Source organism: Acinetobacter sp. AOR43_HL, from assembly GCF_027854635.1.
In the GTDB taxonomy this organism is placed as follows: Bacteria; Pseudomonadota; Gammaproteobacteria; order Pseudomonadales; family Moraxellaceae; genus Acinetobacter; species Acinetobacter pittii.
This window is the reverse complement of sequence record NZ_JAKTHX010000029.1, coordinates 291,217-306,907: the sequence shown is the minus strand read 5'-3', so window position 1 is coordinate 306,907 and position 15,691 is coordinate 291,217. Positions and strand designations below refer to the sequence as shown.

16 protein-coding genes are annotated in these 15,691 nt (G+C 34.8%); 12 read left to right on the top strand and 4 right to left on the bottom strand.

Annotation, left to right across the window (positions count from 1 at the left end; all coding sequences use genetic code 11):
- Window positions 1-18 precede the first annotated feature (18 nt).
- Together queG and bioB are read left to right on the top strand one after the other, a co-directional pair.
- Complete coding sequence (gene queG / locus MKL33_RS13300; RefSeq protein WP_032062391.1) at window positions 19-1,119, top strand: tRNA epoxyqueuosine(34) reductase QueG; 1,101 nt, start codon at window positions 19-21, stop codon at window positions 1,117-1,119.
- 87 nt (window positions 1,120-1,206) lie between these two features.
- On the top strand, window positions 1,207-2,196 hold the full coding sequence (bioB, locus tag MKL33_RS13295; protein ID WP_005069622.1) for a biotin synthase BioB: 990 nt from the start codon (window positions 1,207-1,209) through the stop codon (window positions 2,194-2,196).
- A gap of 48 nt (window positions 2,197-2,244) precedes the next feature.
- Here bioB and MKL33_RS13290 read toward each other — a convergent pair whose 3' ends face one another.
- Window positions 2,245-2,457: a hypothetical protein gene (locus MKL33_RS13290; RefSeq protein ID WP_002121471.1), complete on the bottom strand. Its 213-nt coding sequence runs from the start codon at window positions 2,455-2,457 to the stop codon at window positions 2,245-2,247.
- Between the two features lie 63 nt (window positions 2,458-2,520).
- Complete coding sequence (locus tag MKL33_RS13285) at window positions 2,521-2,871, bottom strand: hypothetical protein (protein WP_270907127.1); 351 nt, start codon at window positions 2,869-2,871, stop codon at window positions 2,521-2,523.
- 445 nt (window positions 2,872-3,316) lie between these two features.
- On the opposite strand from MKL33_RS13285, the gene MKL33_RS13280 reads away from it, so the two are divergent.
- The 7 genes from MKL33_RS13280 (at window position 3,317) to MKL33_RS13250 (ending at window position 10,830) form a co-directional block, all read left to right on the top strand.
- Window positions 3,317-3,853: a fimbrial protein gene (locus tag MKL33_RS13280; RefSeq protein ID WP_025468538.1), complete on the top strand. Its 537-nt coding sequence runs from the start codon at window positions 3,317-3,319 to the stop codon at window positions 3,851-3,853.
- A 73-nt stretch (window positions 3,854-3,926) separates the two neighbouring features.
- Complete coding sequence (locus tag MKL33_RS13275) at window positions 3,927-4,670, top strand: fimbrial biogenesis chaperone (RefSeq protein ID WP_270907126.1); 744 nt, start codon at window positions 3,927-3,929, stop codon at window positions 4,668-4,670.
- A gap of 139 nt (window positions 4,671-4,809) precedes the next feature.
- Window positions 4,810-7,266 carry a fimbria/pilus outer membrane usher protein gene (locus tag MKL33_RS13270; protein WP_270907284.1) on the top strand — a complete coding sequence of 819 codons (2,457 nt, stop codon included), beginning with the start codon at window positions 4,810-4,812 and terminating at the stop codon, window positions 7,264-7,266.
- Window positions 7,263-8,282, top strand: a complete 1,020-nt coding sequence (locus tag MKL33_RS13265) for a fimbrial protein (protein WP_270907125.1) — start codon at window positions 7,263-7,265, stop codon at window positions 8,280-8,282. The genes MKL33_RS13270 and MKL33_RS13265 overlap by 4 nt, the downstream gene beginning before the upstream one ends.
- 558 nt (window positions 8,283-8,840) lie before the next feature.
- Window positions 8,841-9,020: a hypothetical protein gene (locus MKL33_RS13260; protein ID WP_002115975.1), complete on the top strand. Its 180-nt coding sequence runs from the start codon at window positions 8,841-8,843 to the stop codon at window positions 9,018-9,020.
- Between the two features lie 81 nt (window positions 9,021-9,101).
- On the top strand, window positions 9,102-10,100 hold the full coding sequence (locus MKL33_RS13255) for an AraC family transcriptional regulator (protein ID WP_270907124.1): 999 nt from the start codon (window positions 9,102-9,104) through the stop codon (window positions 10,098-10,100).
- Window positions 10,101-10,203: 103 nt separating this feature from the next.
- Window positions 10,204-10,830, top strand: coding sequence for a sterol desaturase family protein (locus MKL33_RS13250; RefSeq protein WP_032034795.1), 627 nt, complete (start codon window positions 10,204-10,206; stop codon window positions 10,828-10,830).
- A 65-nt stretch (window positions 10,831-10,895) separates the two neighbouring features.
- Here MKL33_RS13250 and MKL33_RS13245 read toward each other — a convergent pair whose 3' ends face one another.
- Complete coding sequence (locus tag MKL33_RS13245; protein ID WP_206215989.1) at window positions 10,896-11,747, bottom strand: LysR family transcriptional regulator; 852 nt, start codon at window positions 11,745-11,747, stop codon at window positions 10,896-10,898.
- 94 nt (window positions 11,748-11,841) lie between these two features.
- On the opposite strand from MKL33_RS13245, the gene MKL33_RS13240 reads away from it, so the two are divergent.
- The 3 genes from MKL33_RS13240 (at window position 11,842) to MKL33_RS13230 (ending at window position 15,118) form a co-directional block, all read left to right on the top strand.
- Complete coding sequence (locus MKL33_RS13240) at window positions 11,842-12,771, top strand: DMT family transporter (protein ID WP_270907123.1); 930 nt, start codon at window positions 11,842-11,844, stop codon at window positions 12,769-12,771.
- A 225-nt stretch (window positions 12,772-12,996) separates the two neighbouring features.
- Window positions 12,997-13,461, top strand: coding sequence for a hypothetical protein (locus MKL33_RS13235; protein ID WP_161282081.1), 465 nt, complete (start codon window positions 12,997-12,999; stop codon window positions 13,459-13,461).
- A 241-nt stretch (window positions 13,462-13,702) separates the two neighbouring features.
- Entirely contained in the window at window positions 13,703-15,118 is a 1,416-nt protein-coding gene (locus tag MKL33_RS13230) for a purine-cytosine permease family protein (RefSeq protein ID WP_270907122.1), read from the top strand.
- Window positions 15,119-15,177: 59 nt separating this feature from the next.
- On the opposite strand, the gene MKL33_RS13225 is transcribed toward MKL33_RS13230, so the two are convergent.
- A complete protein-coding gene (locus tag MKL33_RS13225) occupies window positions 15,178-15,615 on the bottom strand; it encodes a PACE efflux transporter (RefSeq protein ID WP_005076367.1) in 438 nt (145 codons plus the stop codon).
- Window positions 15,616-15,691: the final 76 nt, after the last annotated feature.

Sequence of the window (15,691 nt, the reverse complement as noted above, 5' to 3'; positions counted from 1 at the left end):
CCTCTTGCATTTTGGTTTATGACATCTTCCGACACATCACGCATTACAGTGCAACAAATTGATCCACATGAATTAAAAGCATGGATCAAAGCTCAAGCATTAGACTTGGGTTTTGCTGATTGTGTCATCGCAAAACCAGATGCTCAAGAGCAAATGCCACGTTTTTTAGAGTATCTTGAACGTGGTTATCATGCAGATATGACTTATTTAGAAGAAAATCTAGAAAAACGAGCTGATCCAACACTATTAGTGCCTGGCACAAAAAGTATTATTTGTGTCCGCATGAATTATCTTGTGGAATCGCCAAAACCACGATATGTACCTTTAGAGCCTAATTCTGCCATTATCGCCCGCTATGCACGTGGCCGTGATTACCATAAAGTCATGCGTGGTAGATTGAAAACCCTAGCAACACGAATTCGTGAAAAAGTTGGTGACTTTGAATCTCGTCCTTTTGCAGATTCGGCACCTATTTTTGAAAAATCATTAGCTGAAAGTGCTGGAATGGGTTGGACAGGTAAACATACTTTGCTCATTCATAAAAAGTCAGGTTCTTTTTTCGTATTAGGTGAGCTATTTACATCACTCGAGCTACCTTTCGACGAGCCTGCAACAGCACATTGTGGTTCTTGTAGCGCTTGTATTGATATTTGCCCGACGCAAGCAATTGTCGAGCCTTATATGTTAGATGCAAGACGTTGTATTGCCTATTTAACTATCGAATATAAAGGAATTATTGCTGAAGAATTACGTGCAGGTATTGGAAACCGAATATTTGGTTGTGATGACTGCCAGTTAATTTGTCCTTGGAATAGCTTTGCCAAAACAGCATCTATTTCTGATTTTAATCCTAGACATGGGTTAGATAATATTAGTCTGCTTGATATCTGGCAGTGGGATGAAGCCACTTTTTTAGCCAATACGGAAGGTAGCCCTATCCGCCGGACAGGTTATCAATCATTTAAACGTAATATTGCAATCGGATTAGGAAATGCTCCTTATTCAAAAGAAATTGTAGATCAACTACAAAATGGCAAAAATTTACATGACGAAATCGTCAATGTGCATATTGATTGGGCAATTGAACAGCAACTTAATCAACTTCAACTATCAAATTAAAAAAATGATGTTTTTTGCCCTATAGCTTTAATACGAATTCTGTATGATTATGTATAGTGAATTAATGCCATCATCATGGATATGACAATGACTCTACGTAATGATTGGAATCGTGAAGAAATCCAAGCTTTATATGAACAACCTTTTTTGGATTTAGTTTTCAAGGCTCAACAAGTACATCGTGAGCACTTCACTGCCAATTCAATTCAGGTCAGTACCCTTTTATCTATTAAAACGGGTAAATGTCCTGAAGATTGCAAATACTGCTCACAATCGGCACATTACGAATCAAAACTAGAAGCAGAAAAACGTATTGCTGTTGAAAAAGTGATTAGTGAAGCAAAAGCTGCAAAAGATTCAGGTTCTTCACGTTTTTGTATGGGTGCTGCTTGGCGTAACCCACATGAGCGCGATATGCCTTATGTTTTAGAAATGGTACGTGAAGTTAAAGCATTAGGTATGGAAACCTGTATGACTTTAGGTATGCTTAACCAATCTCAAGCAGAACGCCTAAAAGTTGCTGGTTTAGATTACTACAACCACAATTTAGATACATCTCGTGAGTATTATTCTCACATCATTAGTACTCGTACTTTTGATGACCGTTTAAATACCCTTGATTATGTTCGTCAAGCTGGTATGAAAGTTTGTAGTGGCGGTATTGTGGGTTTAGGCGAAAGTCGTGAAGACCGAATTGGTTTATTACATGAACTAGCTACCCTACCAATTCATCCTGAATCTGTGCCAATCAATATGCTTGTTCCTATTGAAGGAACACCTTTAGCTGATGTTGAAAAGCTTGATGTTATTGAGTGGATTCGTACTATTGCTGTGGCGCGTATTATCATGCCGCATAGTTATATCCGTCTCTCTGCTGGCCGAGAATCATTAAGTGATTCAGACCAAGCATTAGCATTTATGGCGGGTGCAAACTCATTATTCTCTGGTGATAAACTACTAACCACACCAAATGCTGGTGAAGGTAAAGACCAAGCTTTATTTAATAAACTAGGTTTAACGGCTGAAAAACCAAAGCCAACAGTTGCTGATTTATCAGTAGATGCAATGAGTGCTTAACTCAAATTAGAAAAGTTAAAAGCCCTGATTATTCAGGGCTTTTTTCATTTATATAGAAGTTACTAATATTCCGTAAGTAGCATTTAGAAAGGTTCCGACTCGAATAATATCCTTTCCTGCCGCATGCGTTACTGTGAATTCTTGGCTCAACACATCAAAATTAAAAGAATCAAAAACATCTTGATGGTGTAAAAGCCAAGTCACCGTATCTGCTACATTCTCATCCGCAATATAAGTTAAGGCCTTAAAGTCTTTACTCATAAATAACTCTTAAAAATAAATTTTATGAATTTTATATGAGTTCACTCTACCTTAAAAGAAAATCTAAGCTGCTTTAGGATTTACCAACGAACGACCTGATAACAGACTTGACAAGGCTTGAGGTGTAAATTCTAAAGAAAGTACATGATTTTTGAGATTGACTGAATGCTTGCTAATTAATGGAAGTAAGCCATCTTCTGTTTCAAAGACATATTCATCTGCAATATTTAAGATACCTTCAAGGTTTGTTGTACTTGAAGCAAGATCATGGCTAAAGATGTCATAAATCGTTTGTAAGTTAAACGTTGTTTGCTGCTCCGTTGGATGCTTGATGAGATAATCCTTTAAAAATAAAACTAATTTATGAGCAAAGAAAAAGTAATTAGGTTTATAGCTATACTTCATAGTATTCATGGAACTGAACTCCAGATTATCTTTTATTGAATTACAACTAAAACAGTAGGAATTGAACCTTAAAAAATTCTTAAAAAATTAAATATATTTATAAGATATACACAAAACAATTTTATCATTAAAAAACAATGGCTTAATCAAAAATATTAGATGTATATTATCTTAAATATTTTAAAATTTCATTAATTCAATAAAATACAATTACTTAGATATTACTATTTTTTAAATTCCATTTTAAATAAAAACTAATTAATTATTTTACCAAATGATAAAAAATAAATTTTTTAATTTTTATTAATAAAAATAATTGATCAAAATATATATAAATATAATGTTTTTCTTGTTTTTTGATTGAAAAGTGATATATTTCCTTCGCCTTACTTAATCAGAATAAACTTACTGAAAAGTAATGGATTTTATTTTAAAAAGCTATTCTGGGGATTTTATGAAAAAATTTATTTTTGTGGCGGCAGTTTCTCTCTTAAATATAGCAAATGCACAAGCAGCAGATGGCACAATTACTATTAATGGTCTTGTCACGGATAATACTTGTACTATTGATACTGGAGATAAAAATTTAACAATCAATTTGCCCACTGTTTCATCTCAAACCTTAAAAAATGCTGGTGATGTAGCTGGTCGTACACCTTTTCAAATTAATTTAACGAACTGTACCGCTGCAGGTAAAGTCGCAACTTATTTTGAACCAGGCGCAACCGTTGACTTTAATACGGGTCGTTTATTAAACCAAGCAACCTCTGGTGCAGCAACAAATGTAAATATTCAGTTACTTGGCAGTAATAACGCTGTAATTCCTGTGCTTGCTACAAGCACAAATGAAACTCAAACGAATTCACAATGGGTAAATGTTTCAGCAGGCGGTAGTGCTGATCTTAACTATTATGCCGAATATTATGCTACAGGTGCTTCTACTGCTGGTACGGTAACATCACAAGTAAAATATACGATCATTTATCAATAAACTTAAAATTGAAGCTTCTATTCATGAATAGAAGCTATCTCCTTCCTATTATTTGTTATTGAGAATATGACTGATGCTTTTTCGTGGTCGTAAATTTTTTTGGGGATTAGTTTGCCTGCAAGTAGCGCTCACTACTACAGGTCATGCTGAGATTGTTTTACATGGTACTCGTGTCATTTATCCTTCAAATGCCCGTGAGATCACATTACAACTGAGTAATAACGGCACGGCCCCGTCTCTTGTTCAAGCATGGATCGATGATGGAAATGCAAAGTCAACACCAGATGAAACAAATGTACCTTTCATTATTACTCCACCAATTTCAAGAGTAGAAGCAACTAAGGGGCAAACCTTAAGGATTACAGCGTTGCCTACTACATCTCAACTAAGCCAACAACAAGAATCTATTTTTTGGCTTAATGTTTTAGATATCCCTCCTAAACCTGAAGGGAGAACTCAACAAGGTCAAACCACAACAACCTCTAACAATTTTTTGCAACTCGCTGTTCGTTCGCGAATTAAATTTTTTTACCGCCCTATAGATCTAAAAGAAAATATTGATCAACTAAGTGACAAAGTCGAGTGGAAAATAAATGATCAATATCTAATGATAAAAAATCCGACACCTTTTTTTCTTACTATTACCTCCATTTTTCAAGGAAGTGAAGGCCATAAAACAGCCTTATTGCAACAAGGCTTAATGATTGCCCCTTATTCAGAGGATAAAATTAAACTAAAAAATAAAAACTTAGCAGATATGAGCTTTGTGTATATCAATGATTACGGTGGACGAGTTGAGCACCCAATAAAATTCTAACCTCATTGTATTTCTTAAGAAAATTTAAAACCTATCATGAGTAGGCTCTAGAACTATGTCTAAATGGTTTATACCTTATATATGTTTAAAAAGCCCCTTTACTTGGTATGTCGTCTCAAGTATTACGCTATTCATGCCTATGGCTATATATGCTGAAAATAATACTGATGTTCCACATTTTACGAAGGCTGAATTTGATAGTAATTTCTTAGTAGGTAATGCACAAAAAATTGATATAGCTCGCTTCAAATACGGAAACCCGACCTTGCCTGGTGAATATAGCTTAGATGTTTATCTTAATGGTCAATGGCTGGGTAAACGGCGTATGCGATTTACTGCCTCAGCTCATAACACAAATGCTGGAACATGTTTTACAAAGGCCATGTTGCTTGAATATGGGGTAAAAGCTAATGTTCTAAGTCAACATGACTCTAATTCATCTCTTTCATGTAAAACTCTCGCTTCATGGATAGATAGTGCTTTTTATGTATTTGATAGTTCCCGTTTAAGAATTGATATTTCGATCCCGCAAGTCGTCTTAGAGAAAAATCCGCAAGGTTATATCGATCCGCATTTGTGGGATCGCGGTATTAATGCAGCTTTTTTAAGCTATAACGCAACAGCATATCGAATAGTCAATGAACCACATGAAAATAGTTATGCTTTTATGGGAGCCAATCTTGGAGCAAATTTAGCAAGTTGGCAGTTTCGCCATAATGGACAATGGAAATGGCAAAGCCAATCTAATTCTCAATCTAATAATTCTTCTTATACCTCCACAAATACATATATACAAAAGGCGTTTCCAGATATCCACGGTGTTGTGACTTTAGGAGATTATTTTACTAATAGCGATTTTATTGACTCTTTACCCTATCGTGGAATGAATATTTCAAGTGATGACAGAATGCTTCCAAATAGTATGCTCGGTTATGCTCCAAGAGTTCGAGGTTATGCCAAAACCAATGCAAAAGTCGAAATTAGACAACAAGGTAATTTAATTTACCAGACCACAGTCCCACCGGGAAACTTTGAAATTAATGATCTCTATCCCACAGGATTTGGAGGTGAGTTACAAGTTTCGGTACTTGAATCTAATGGAGTAGTTCAAAAATATTCTATTCCATATGCTTCTGTAATTGAAATGCTACGCCCTCAAATGAGCCGATATTCATTCACCTTAGGACAATTTCGAGACCCAAACATTAAGTTAACTCCATGGCTAATACAGGGTAAATATCAACGCGGAATCAATAATTACCTTACAACTTATAGCTCAACTCAAGGAACACAGCAGTATTTCTCTGTATTGTTAGGTACAGCTTTTTCAACGCCTATTGGCGCTATTTCTTTTGATGCAACACATTCAAATGCCAATTTTTCTCATCAACCTAAAATGACAGGGCAAAGTTATCGTCTAAGTTACAATAAGTTATTTTCTCCAACGCATACTAACTTAACACTAGCAACTTATCGTTATTCAACACAAAACTATCTCAAAATACGTGATGCAATTTTGATTCGGGACTTACAAGAGCAAAACATTGATAATTTTTCGGTAGGTAAGCAAAAAAGTGAATTTCAGATTAATTTAAATCAAGCTCTTCCAAACCAATGGGGAAATTTCTATTTAGTAGGTTCGTGGACAAACTATTGGAACCAGTCTACTACTAATAAGCAATTCCAATTAGGTTATAGCAACCAATTTAAAGATTTAACTTATAGTTTCTCTGCAATTAATAGTGAAACTATTGAAGCTGGCGGGCGAGCTAACCAAGATACTCAATACCTCATTTCTCTATCCTTTCCCTTAGATTTTAAGAAAAGCTCTTTAAATTTTAATAGTCTTATAAGTGAAGATAGCCAAATTCTGAGTTTTAGCGGTTTTACAGGAAACCGGTTGAATTACGGCGCATCAATTTCCAGTCAAAACCATGGTCAAACGAATCTCAATATCAATGGCAACTATAAGACAAACTACACAACATTAGGTGCTTCATTTAGTCACGCTGACTCATATCAACAAGAAATGCTTAACTTGAGTGGCAATATCGTTGCTCACTCCCAAGGAATTCTGTTTGGTCCAGATCAAGCTCAAACAATGGTTTTAGTTTATGCACCAGATGCAACAGGAGCACAAGTCGGTAATACACCAGGCCTCAGCATAAACAAAAAGGGATATGCAGTTATCCCCTATGTTACGCCTTACCATATGAATGACATTAGTCTTGATCCACAAAACATGTCTACACAGGTTGAGCTAGCTGAAAGTAGCTTACGTATTGCTCCCTATGCAGGCTCAATCACTAAAGTTCAATTCTCAACAAAAAAAGGTTATGCACTTTTTATCAGCCCAACCACTTTAGATGGCTCACATTTGCCTTTTGCCGCACAGGTATATAACCAGAATAACGAAGTAATAGGTATTGTTGCGCAAGGCAGCCGTATTTATTTACGAACCCCCTTAACCCATGACCGTTTATATGTGAAATGGGGAGAAAGGAGTACTGAAAAATGCGAACTTGAATACGATATCACGGATCAAATAAAGCATAACAATCAATCAATTATTATGACAAAGGCAATCTGTAAATGAATAAGATTTTAAAAAAATTTGGATTTTTGACAGTGAGTCTATTTGCTTATAGCCATACAAATGCAAATTGTAATTTAAGTAAGGGATTTACCACCGTCGATATCCCGATGAACATTGGTAAAATCGTCGTAAAACCGACTGACCCTATAGGGACTATCTTACAAAGGAATACTTTTACGATTTCTCCCAATAATTCCACTGCAACATGTAGTCGTGCTAGTGATCAAATTATTGCAGCTCTCCCCTTAAATTATCCAGTTAGCCCAATAGGTAATAATGTTTATGCGACCAATATTCCCGGTATTGGTATTCGTCTTTATCGTGAAGCAGCAGATGCTTCAGATTTTTCTGGGTATTATCCATATAGACGTACTTTAACCCCAAATACTGCATATACCCTTTCACCGGGATATTTTGTTATGGAAGTTATTAAAACATCCATCACCACAGGTTCAGGAGCATTAGTAGCAGGACGTTACAGCACCTATTATGTATCAGGTCAACAAAACCGACCATTTTTAACTACTACAGTATTAAGTAATGCTCCTATTCTGATCGCGTCTTCATCATGTGAAATTCAAAATGGTGTAGATATACCTATTCAACTCCCGACTGTTACAAAGTCAGGTTTTAAAGCGATTGGTTCAACACAAGGCGAGCAGAGCTTTAATCTATCGATTTTATGTAACGGCGGCGAAAACAACTCGGGTATAGCAACAAGTAACACCATCAGCTTAAGTTTTGACTATAATTCTGATCCCAAAAATAATCAGGTCATTAATAATAGTGCAGCAAACTCAACCAAAGCCAATGGTGTGGGTGTAGAACTATTATGGAATATGAATGGTGCCACTACCCCAATTCAAAAAACAATAAAACAAAATATAGGCACAGTCAGCTCTAATCAGACTATAGAGTACGATATCCCCTTAACTGCTCGTTACTATCAAACAGCGGCTAATGTAAGCGCGGGTGAGGTTACGGCAACAGCAACTGTAACTATTCAATATGATTAATTTATCTCTAAAAATTTATTAAAAATAATTAAGCTTAGCTCAGCTAAATAATCTTAAAATTTAACGCTTCAAAAATTTTGTAGTTATATTAAAAAGTCACATAAAAAAATGCTCATAAGCAAAAATAGCAAATGAGCATTAGTGATAACCACTTAACCTGAAATACAAATTGTGGGAAATAGATCACAATTTGCATAACTATAATTCCAAAATTTAGCTTAAAAATCAAGTCTTTTTTTTAACAAAAATTTAAATAACCACAGTAAACTATTGTTTTATATTAATTAAAAAATTAAATTTATTTTTTACATTCCTATTTTATAGTGTTTCTAAAGAATTATCATTCTATTAATTAATAAAAACTTAATTTTAAGAAAAAATGAAAGAAATTGATTTATATAACCTAAAAATAATTTATTTATTTTTCAAAATCTTAATAAAAAACGAATTTTATAAAATTATAAAGAATTACATAATCTATAATAAAAAAAACATAAATAAATTTAGAAATCCCTTTCAATTACAAACAATATTCTTAGGCTTTTATCAGAACGTAACATGCTCATTTTTTGGAAAATATTATGTATTGTTTTACTAAGCTTAGGAGCTACAAGTATAGGTTACGCGATCAGTAAAATTGATCTTTTTCTTTTCCTCATAGGGCTACTTTTACTAATATCTTTTATTTTAGCTTTAAAACAGGCACGTGAAGATGCAGGCTTTTTTTCTGATCAATGAAATTTATAGGTAAGAATATCGTATTAACAATAAATTCATGATTGAATGCATTGTACAACTTTCTGGATATTTATAAAAAACATGTCAAAAAATTCTTCCGATGCTGGAATTTTTTTATGGATGACTTATCAAACTATGCAGCAAATGGGATTAGATGCAGCATCTATTTTTGCAAGTGTAAATTTACCCAATCAACCGCCCGATAAAAATATTCGTAGAGACAATTCTACTCAACAGCGATTTTGGACAGCGGCAGAAGAAATAAGTGAAGATCCTGATATTGGTTTGCATGTAGGTAGTCAAATGCCTGCTTTCAGAGGTTTAGTTATTGAATATTTATTTTTAAGTAGTTCTACTTTCGGTGAAGGTTTACAACGTGCTTTAAGATATCAGCACCTGTTAACCGATGTATTTAATCTTTCTTTAATTGTTGAAAAAGATATCGCGTTATTAGTAGGTTTTGAACACCCTGTAAGACATTATCTTGAATGTGGTATCGGTATTTTTCTTAATTTTTTTAAATATATTACAAATAACGAGTTTAGGCCTAGCCAAATTACATTACCTTATCAACAAGGTGCTTCAGCTAATAATTATCAAGAAGCTTGGAAATGCCCGGTAATTTTAAACCAAAAACAAGGCGCTATAATTTTTCCTAGTACATTATTGAATAAAGCATCACCAGCGGCTGAACCTGAATTATTAAAAATTCATGAAACAATTGCTGAACAGCAACTATCAAACTTAGAAAAGCATCAACTTGTTTATGCGATTGAGCGCTTGCTCAGCAATGGTTTACTTGAATCTGGTCAATTCGATCAAAAATTTATTGCTGAACAATTAAATCGTAACCCACGTACCCTTCGAGCTGATTTACAAGCAATTAATACTAATTACGAGAAAATTTTAAACCAGCATCGAGAGAGGCTTGCAAGACGTTTACTTGCAAACACCAAAGAAACCCTTGATCAAATTGTTTATTTAACTGGCTTTTCTGAACCCTCTGCATTTACACGAGCTTTTAAACGTTGGACTGGTGAAACTCCAAGCGCATATCGCCAACGCAAACAAAAGCAATAAAATTGATTTTATAGGCAGTTCTTGGACTGCCTATAAAGTCAAAGCGATAAAACTTTCTTATTTTACAATGCATTTAAATTATGATTCATGAGAAGTAATTAGTATGCTCGGGTTTCCTGTCGGTATTTTTGTTGCAAATGGCCTTGAATGGTACTTCCATAAAGTTTGGTTACACGAATATCCAACTAAGTATCGTAACAGCCCTTTTTTTACTCATATTGCTCATCATAAACGTGCTCGCTTAAATAATTTTCATGATGAAGGTTATGCAGAATCAATGTTCAAAAATGCAGAAATTTATAATGAAAAAACAGCATTAATTAGTTTAGCTGGTGCTGCAACAGTATTCTTACCAGTAGCACCCTTTTTTACAGCTGGGCTTTATTATGGCTTATGGAATTATTGGCGTGTACATTCAAAAGCCCATTTAGATCCTGAATATGCTAAGAAACGCATCCCTTGGCACTATGATCATCATATGACAAGCAATCAAAATGCTAATTGGTGCGTTACCAAACCATGGTTTGACTATATTATGGGAACTAGGATCAAAACCGAGGTATCTCAAACCGAAAGCAACCCCTTAGGTATCAAATTACCTAAGTTGATAGAAAAACCAATTAATTTTGCTGCTCGACGCATACTTGCCAAATCGTATGCCAAAATTGATTTAAACTCCGATCAGGACCAATCTAATTTACGTAGAGGAATAGAAGTCAGTCTGGCTTAAAATTTATCTCAATATAAAAGCTACGGACTCCAGTAGCTTTTATATAAATGGATAGCATTAACACATTAGACCTTAAAAGCTTCAAAACAAGATATAAGAAAATCCATTACTACACGTATTGCAGGGCTATGCCGTAAATCTTCGTGTGTGACTAACCATATTTCAGCACTCATCGGATAATCATCTTGTAATCTGACCAAATTGCTAATAGCTCCTAAAAAATCTGGTAAGACCGCTAAACCAATTTCTCCACATGCAGCTCTCCACTGTAACTCGGGATTATTGGTAACCATTATCGGTTCTTTATGATTTAACCTTTCTTTTAACTTTTGCTGTTTTTGACCATGCACTCCCCCCACTTCTACACTAATCCAATCATAATTTTCAGGATCTGTTGAAGCTAAATAATTTGGACCTGCATATATTCCAAAAGGTATTTCACCTACTTTTCGAGCAACTAAATTTTCATCCTTAGGACGTCCAAATCGTACCGCAATATCGGCTTCACTATGCTGTAAAGAAACATAATGAACATCACCGAGCACCCGTAATTTTAATTGCGGATAATGGCGATAAAATTTACCCAAATGAGGCATGATGAGATGTGCAGCAGTTAAAGGAGGCATACTAATAGAGACACTTCCCATTACTTCTTGCTGACCTGCTTGAGTTAAACGTTCAATAGAAAAAGTTTCTTCCATCATACGAGCAACTACTTGTGCAAGACGTTCTCCGTCAGGAGTCAGAATGTATGTCCGTGGCCTACGATCAACTAATTTAAGTTTTAAATTTTGTTCTAGCTGGGCAATTCTTCTAGATACAGTTGCATGATCTACTCCCAATTTTCTGGCAGCAGCAGAAAGTGACTTTTCTTCTGTAAAAACTGAAAAGTAATGCAAATTTTCCCAATCAATCATTGTGCAAATTTTCACATTAGAAGTGTATTAATATGGAATTGTACACCTTTATAGATTTGTCGAGAATAAAACCTTTCTTAATGGGAGCCTGTCCATGAACAGAACGGTGGCTTATGCCTATGCTGGTGTTGTCTTAACGATGTTTTTTTGGGGATCAGCATTTAATGCAATGTCTTATATTATTCAACATATGCCCCCGTTATCTGCTGCGTCTGAACGTTTTTTTATTGCAAGTCTAGGCTTACTCTTAATCTTTTCAATAACAGGCCAGCTTAGATGGACAGCCTTAAGACAGAATCTAGCTATCTATCTGATTATTGGTATTATCGGAATTGCGGGATTTAACATTGGCTGTTTTTATGGACTTCAAACCACATCAGCTGTTAACGGTGCTTTAATTATGGCAACCACGCCATTAATGACTCTATTAATGACAATCCTTTTAGATGGTGAAAAACTTACTACTAACAAATTCTTAGGCGTTTTATTTGGCTTAAGTGGCGTGTTACTGGTGATTAGTCAGGGACATATAACGACTTTGCTGCACCTCAAAATAGACATTGGAGATCTATTTATATTATTGGGCGCATTTGGATTTTGTCTTGCAAATGTACTGTCTCGCCGTTATGTAAAAAATGCTACTCCCTTAGAAACAACAACTTTTTCTATGCTGTTCGGGGCAATAACACTTGGTTTGTTGAGTGTGATATTTGAAGATCCTCTTACAGCGATTACATCTGCCCCTATAAATGCGCACTTAGCCATGGGATATGTTGTTATCTGCTCTACCATGATTGCTTATCTATTCTGGTTTAATGGCATACAAAAGTTAGGTGCTGGTCGTGCTTCTGTCTTTTTTAACTTTGTCCCAGTGTTCAGTATGATAATTGCTCTACTTACTGGACAAGCCCTCAATATCTGGCAATTACTAGGAACAGTTTTAGTAATGCTTGGTGTAATGAGTAGTGGAGGATTTTTTAAAACTAAAAGCACGCCACTTATGGCAAAACCTTGTATAAAATAAGAAATATGCTGCTACATTAAAAATCTATCCTTAATATGTAGCAGCATTTCAATTATATAAATTATTTCTTTAAATTCTTATATTTTCAAAATATTTTTTACAATTGTGATGGTTTATACAAAAGCTCATCTTAATTATTCCGTTGTAACAAATACTGTATGTTTCTTTAAAACTTAATAAAAGATTGCCATATATAGTTTTAAAACAACCAAAGGAGATATTAAAATGAAGCTGGATTTTACAACAATTGAAAAGCAAGCCAAATTGCTACAAGAAGAGCAAGAAAAGATCGAGCAACGTGATCATGAATTTCAAGTTGCTTTAGATAAACACAGAGAATCCCTAAAGAATTTATTTAAAGATCTTTTCTCTGACCGAGAAATTAAGACAGAAAATGGAGGTCACTTCTGTGTAACCTTCGGAGATTTCAAAATTTCCTTATTGATTGAAACTGCTAAATTTGAAAATGGCGTTCCTGTAAAATTAAACTCCGTAAATCCTGTTATTATTAAATGCAAGAAAGATAAGCCGATTGCAAAAGCACAGTTTACAGATGCAACCCAATATCTAGATAACCATTTAGACACCCCAAATTATCAGTATTATTTTAAGCAAGAAGATAAGACCCAACTGGTACAATTTTCTGAACTTCCCACTTATATCCAACTTGTTTTAGACGCAAATGCATAAAATTGAGCCCTCTGCAGAGGGCTTTTTCATATATTATTTTTTTATCATTTAACTTTTAAAAAATAAAATCAGTCAAATACTTTTTCTATTTATCTATGAATTATTTAACTCAATTTTAACGTCCAATACTTCAAAAATATTTGATTCTCCTTAAAATTACTTGTATATACATGATTATATTTGCTTATACAAATATGAATGAATAAGAATAGGATGGCTCTTAAAGGATAAGGAGAGTGAAATGGACTCATCGGCTGGGAAACCTAATAGTAGTTTTATAGAAAACCGAAGTATTGATTTTATTCCTGAAAATGAAAGACACGGCGGAGTATTTGCTCAATTTACCCTATGGTTCGGCGCCAACTTACAAATCACAGCGATTGTGACAGGCGCGCTAGCCGTTGTGTTAGGCGGAGATGTTTTTTGGTCTATTATCGGCTTATTAGTAGGACAATTTTTTGGTGCTGCCGTCATGGCACTGCATGCTGCCCAAGGTCCTAAACTTGGTCTCCCTCAAATGATTTCAAGCCGTGTGCAATTTGGGGTTTATGGCGCGTGCATTCCAATCATACTCGTTTGCCTTATGTATATTGGTTTTACCGCAACTGGAGAGGTATTAGCGGGTAAAGCAATTGCACATTTGGCACATGTCAGCAATACAACTGGTATCTTAATTTATGCAAGTTTAATCATTTTATTCGCAACGATTGGATACCGTTTAATCCATTTGGTAGGCAAAGTAGCCAGTATTATTGGTTTGATTGCTTTTGTGATTATTTTGACTCAGATCTTCGCACTTTCTGATTTTTCTGAACTCTTAGCAGTACGTCATTTCAGCTGGTCTTCATTCTTGTTAGCAGTTTCCCTTTCTGCTTCTTGGCAAATTTCTTTTGGGCCTTATGTTGCAGACTACTCCCGTTACCTTCCAACTAAAACGTCTTCATCTCATGTATTTTGGGCCGTTGGCTTAGGTTCTCTACTGGGTTCACAAATTTCTATGAGCTTAGGTGTTTTGATTGCTCAGGTAGCAAACGGTAATTTTGTCGGAAATGAAGTTCAATATGTTGTGGGTATGAACCCAATTGCCCTCGTCGTGACCTTTTTATATTTTAGTATCGCTTTTGGGAAAGTTACTCTAACGACCTTAAATGCCTATGGCAGTTTTATGTGTATTGCTACGATTTGGAATAGTTTCAAATCGACAAATCAAATCTCAAAAATAACAAGATTATTGATTGTCCTTGCTATGGTTGTAGTCTCAACCTTTATTGCAATTATAGGTGAACATACTTTTTTAAGCGCCTTTAAAGCATTTATTTTGTTTTTACTCACCTTTTTTATTCCGTGGAGTGCTATTAATCTTGTTGATTACTACTTTATCTCTAAAGAAGAATGTGATGTAGATGCACTCTATGATCCAAATGGTAAGTATGGCCGTTGGAATCGGATTGGAATTACCTGCTACTTTCTAGGTATTTTGATTCAACTACCATTTATTGATAGTAAATTCTATACGGGTCAAATTGCGGCAATGTTAGGAGGAATCGATTTATCGTGGCTTGTAGGACTTATCTCTACTGCATTGATTTACTACATTTTCGCCAAGAAAGCTCAACTCAAGTTTTCAAAACAGTTAGTCATTGATCAAATCAAATAATGAAACTAGATAAGCTATCAACGTCGATCACCTTGATAGCTTATAAAATAATTTTACGGTTATTCTGATAGCGCTTTAGCCTGTGCCGAAATAGGCAATCCAAATAACTTATCAAAACTCCAATTAAATATAAAAGTATAGACAGGAATAATGATAATAAAGGCCACATCTAACCAAAAAGCAGCAATCAGTGAAATATCCATCCACCATGAAATAAGCGGAATTAAAAACAGAACCAAAGTAAGCTGGAACCCGATGGCATGTCCAACTCTACGCTTAACTGTACGGATATGACTGCTTTGTTTAGCTTCCCATTTCTCATATAAAATATTGTAGATAAAATTCCAAGTTACAGCGATGGTCGTAATCATGACAGATAGTGGTCCAGTATGTTCAACACTATCACCTGCCAAAATCGCTAACCCTACTGATGAAATAACCATTCCGATTATTTCATAGGAAGAAACATATACAATTCGACGCTTTATACCTTGCATAATCAATAAACTCTGCTTCATTCCTTATATTTTAATTTCAGTCAAAATCATATATAAAGTTAATAGCTTTCAGTTC

What these genes read in the sequence shown, in the direction of transcription:
- queG (WP_032062391.1), top strand. Translation starts at nt 19, where the DNA reads ATGACATCTTCCGACACATCACGCATTACAGTGCAACAAATTGATCCA.
- bioB (WP_005069622.1), top strand. Translation starts at nt 1,207, where the DNA reads ATGACTCTACGTAATGATTGGAATCGTGAAGAAATCCAAGCTTTATAT.
- MKL33_RS13290 (WP_002121471.1), bottom strand. Translation starts at nt 2,457, where the DNA reads ATGAGTAAAGACTTTAAGGCCTTAACTTATATTGCGGATGAGAATGTA.
- MKL33_RS13285 (WP_270907127.1), bottom strand. Translation starts at nt 2,871, where the DNA reads ATGAATACTATGAAGTATAGCTATAAACCTAATTACTTTTTCTTTGCT.
- MKL33_RS13280 (WP_025468538.1), top strand. Translation starts at nt 3,317, where the DNA reads ATGAAAAAATTTATTTTTGTGGCGGCAGTTTCTCTCTTAAATATAGCA.
- MKL33_RS13275 (WP_270907126.1), top strand. Translation starts at nt 3,927, where the DNA reads ATGCTTTTTCGTGGTCGTAAATTTTTTTGGGGATTAGTTTGCCTGCAA.
- MKL33_RS13270 (WP_270907284.1), top strand. Translation starts at nt 4,810, where the DNA reads ATGGCTATATATGCTGAAAATAATACTGATGTTCCACATTTTACGAAG.
- MKL33_RS13265 (WP_270907125.1), top strand. Translation starts at nt 7,263, where the DNA reads ATGAATAAGATTTTAAAAAAATTTGGATTTTTGACAGTGAGTCTATTT.
- MKL33_RS13260 (WP_002115975.1), top strand. Translation starts at nt 8,841, where the DNA reads ATGCTCATTTTTTGGAAAATATTATGTATTGTTTTACTAAGCTTAGGA.
- MKL33_RS13255 (WP_270907124.1), top strand. Translation starts at nt 9,102, where the DNA reads ATGTCAAAAAATTCTTCCGATGCTGGAATTTTTTTATGGATGACTTAT.
- MKL33_RS13250 (WP_032034795.1), top strand. Translation starts at nt 10,204, where the DNA reads ATGCTCGGGTTTCCTGTCGGTATTTTTGTTGCAAATGGCCTTGAATGG.
- MKL33_RS13245 (WP_206215989.1), bottom strand. Translation starts at nt 11,747, where the DNA reads ATGATTGATTGGGAAAATTTGCATTACTTTTCAGTTTTTACAGAAGAA.
- MKL33_RS13240 (WP_270907123.1), top strand. Translation starts at nt 11,842, where the DNA reads ATGAACAGAACGGTGGCTTATGCCTATGCTGGTGTTGTCTTAACGATG.
- MKL33_RS13235 (WP_161282081.1), top strand. Translation starts at nt 12,997, where the DNA reads ATGAAGCTGGATTTTACAACAATTGAAAAGCAAGCCAAATTGCTACAA.
- MKL33_RS13230 (WP_270907122.1), top strand. Translation starts at nt 13,703, where the DNA reads ATGGACTCATCGGCTGGGAAACCTAATAGTAGTTTTATAGAAAACCGA.
- MKL33_RS13225 (WP_005076367.1), bottom strand. Translation starts at nt 15,615, where the DNA reads ATGCAAGGTATAAAGCGTCGAATTGTATATGTTTCTTCCTATGAAATA.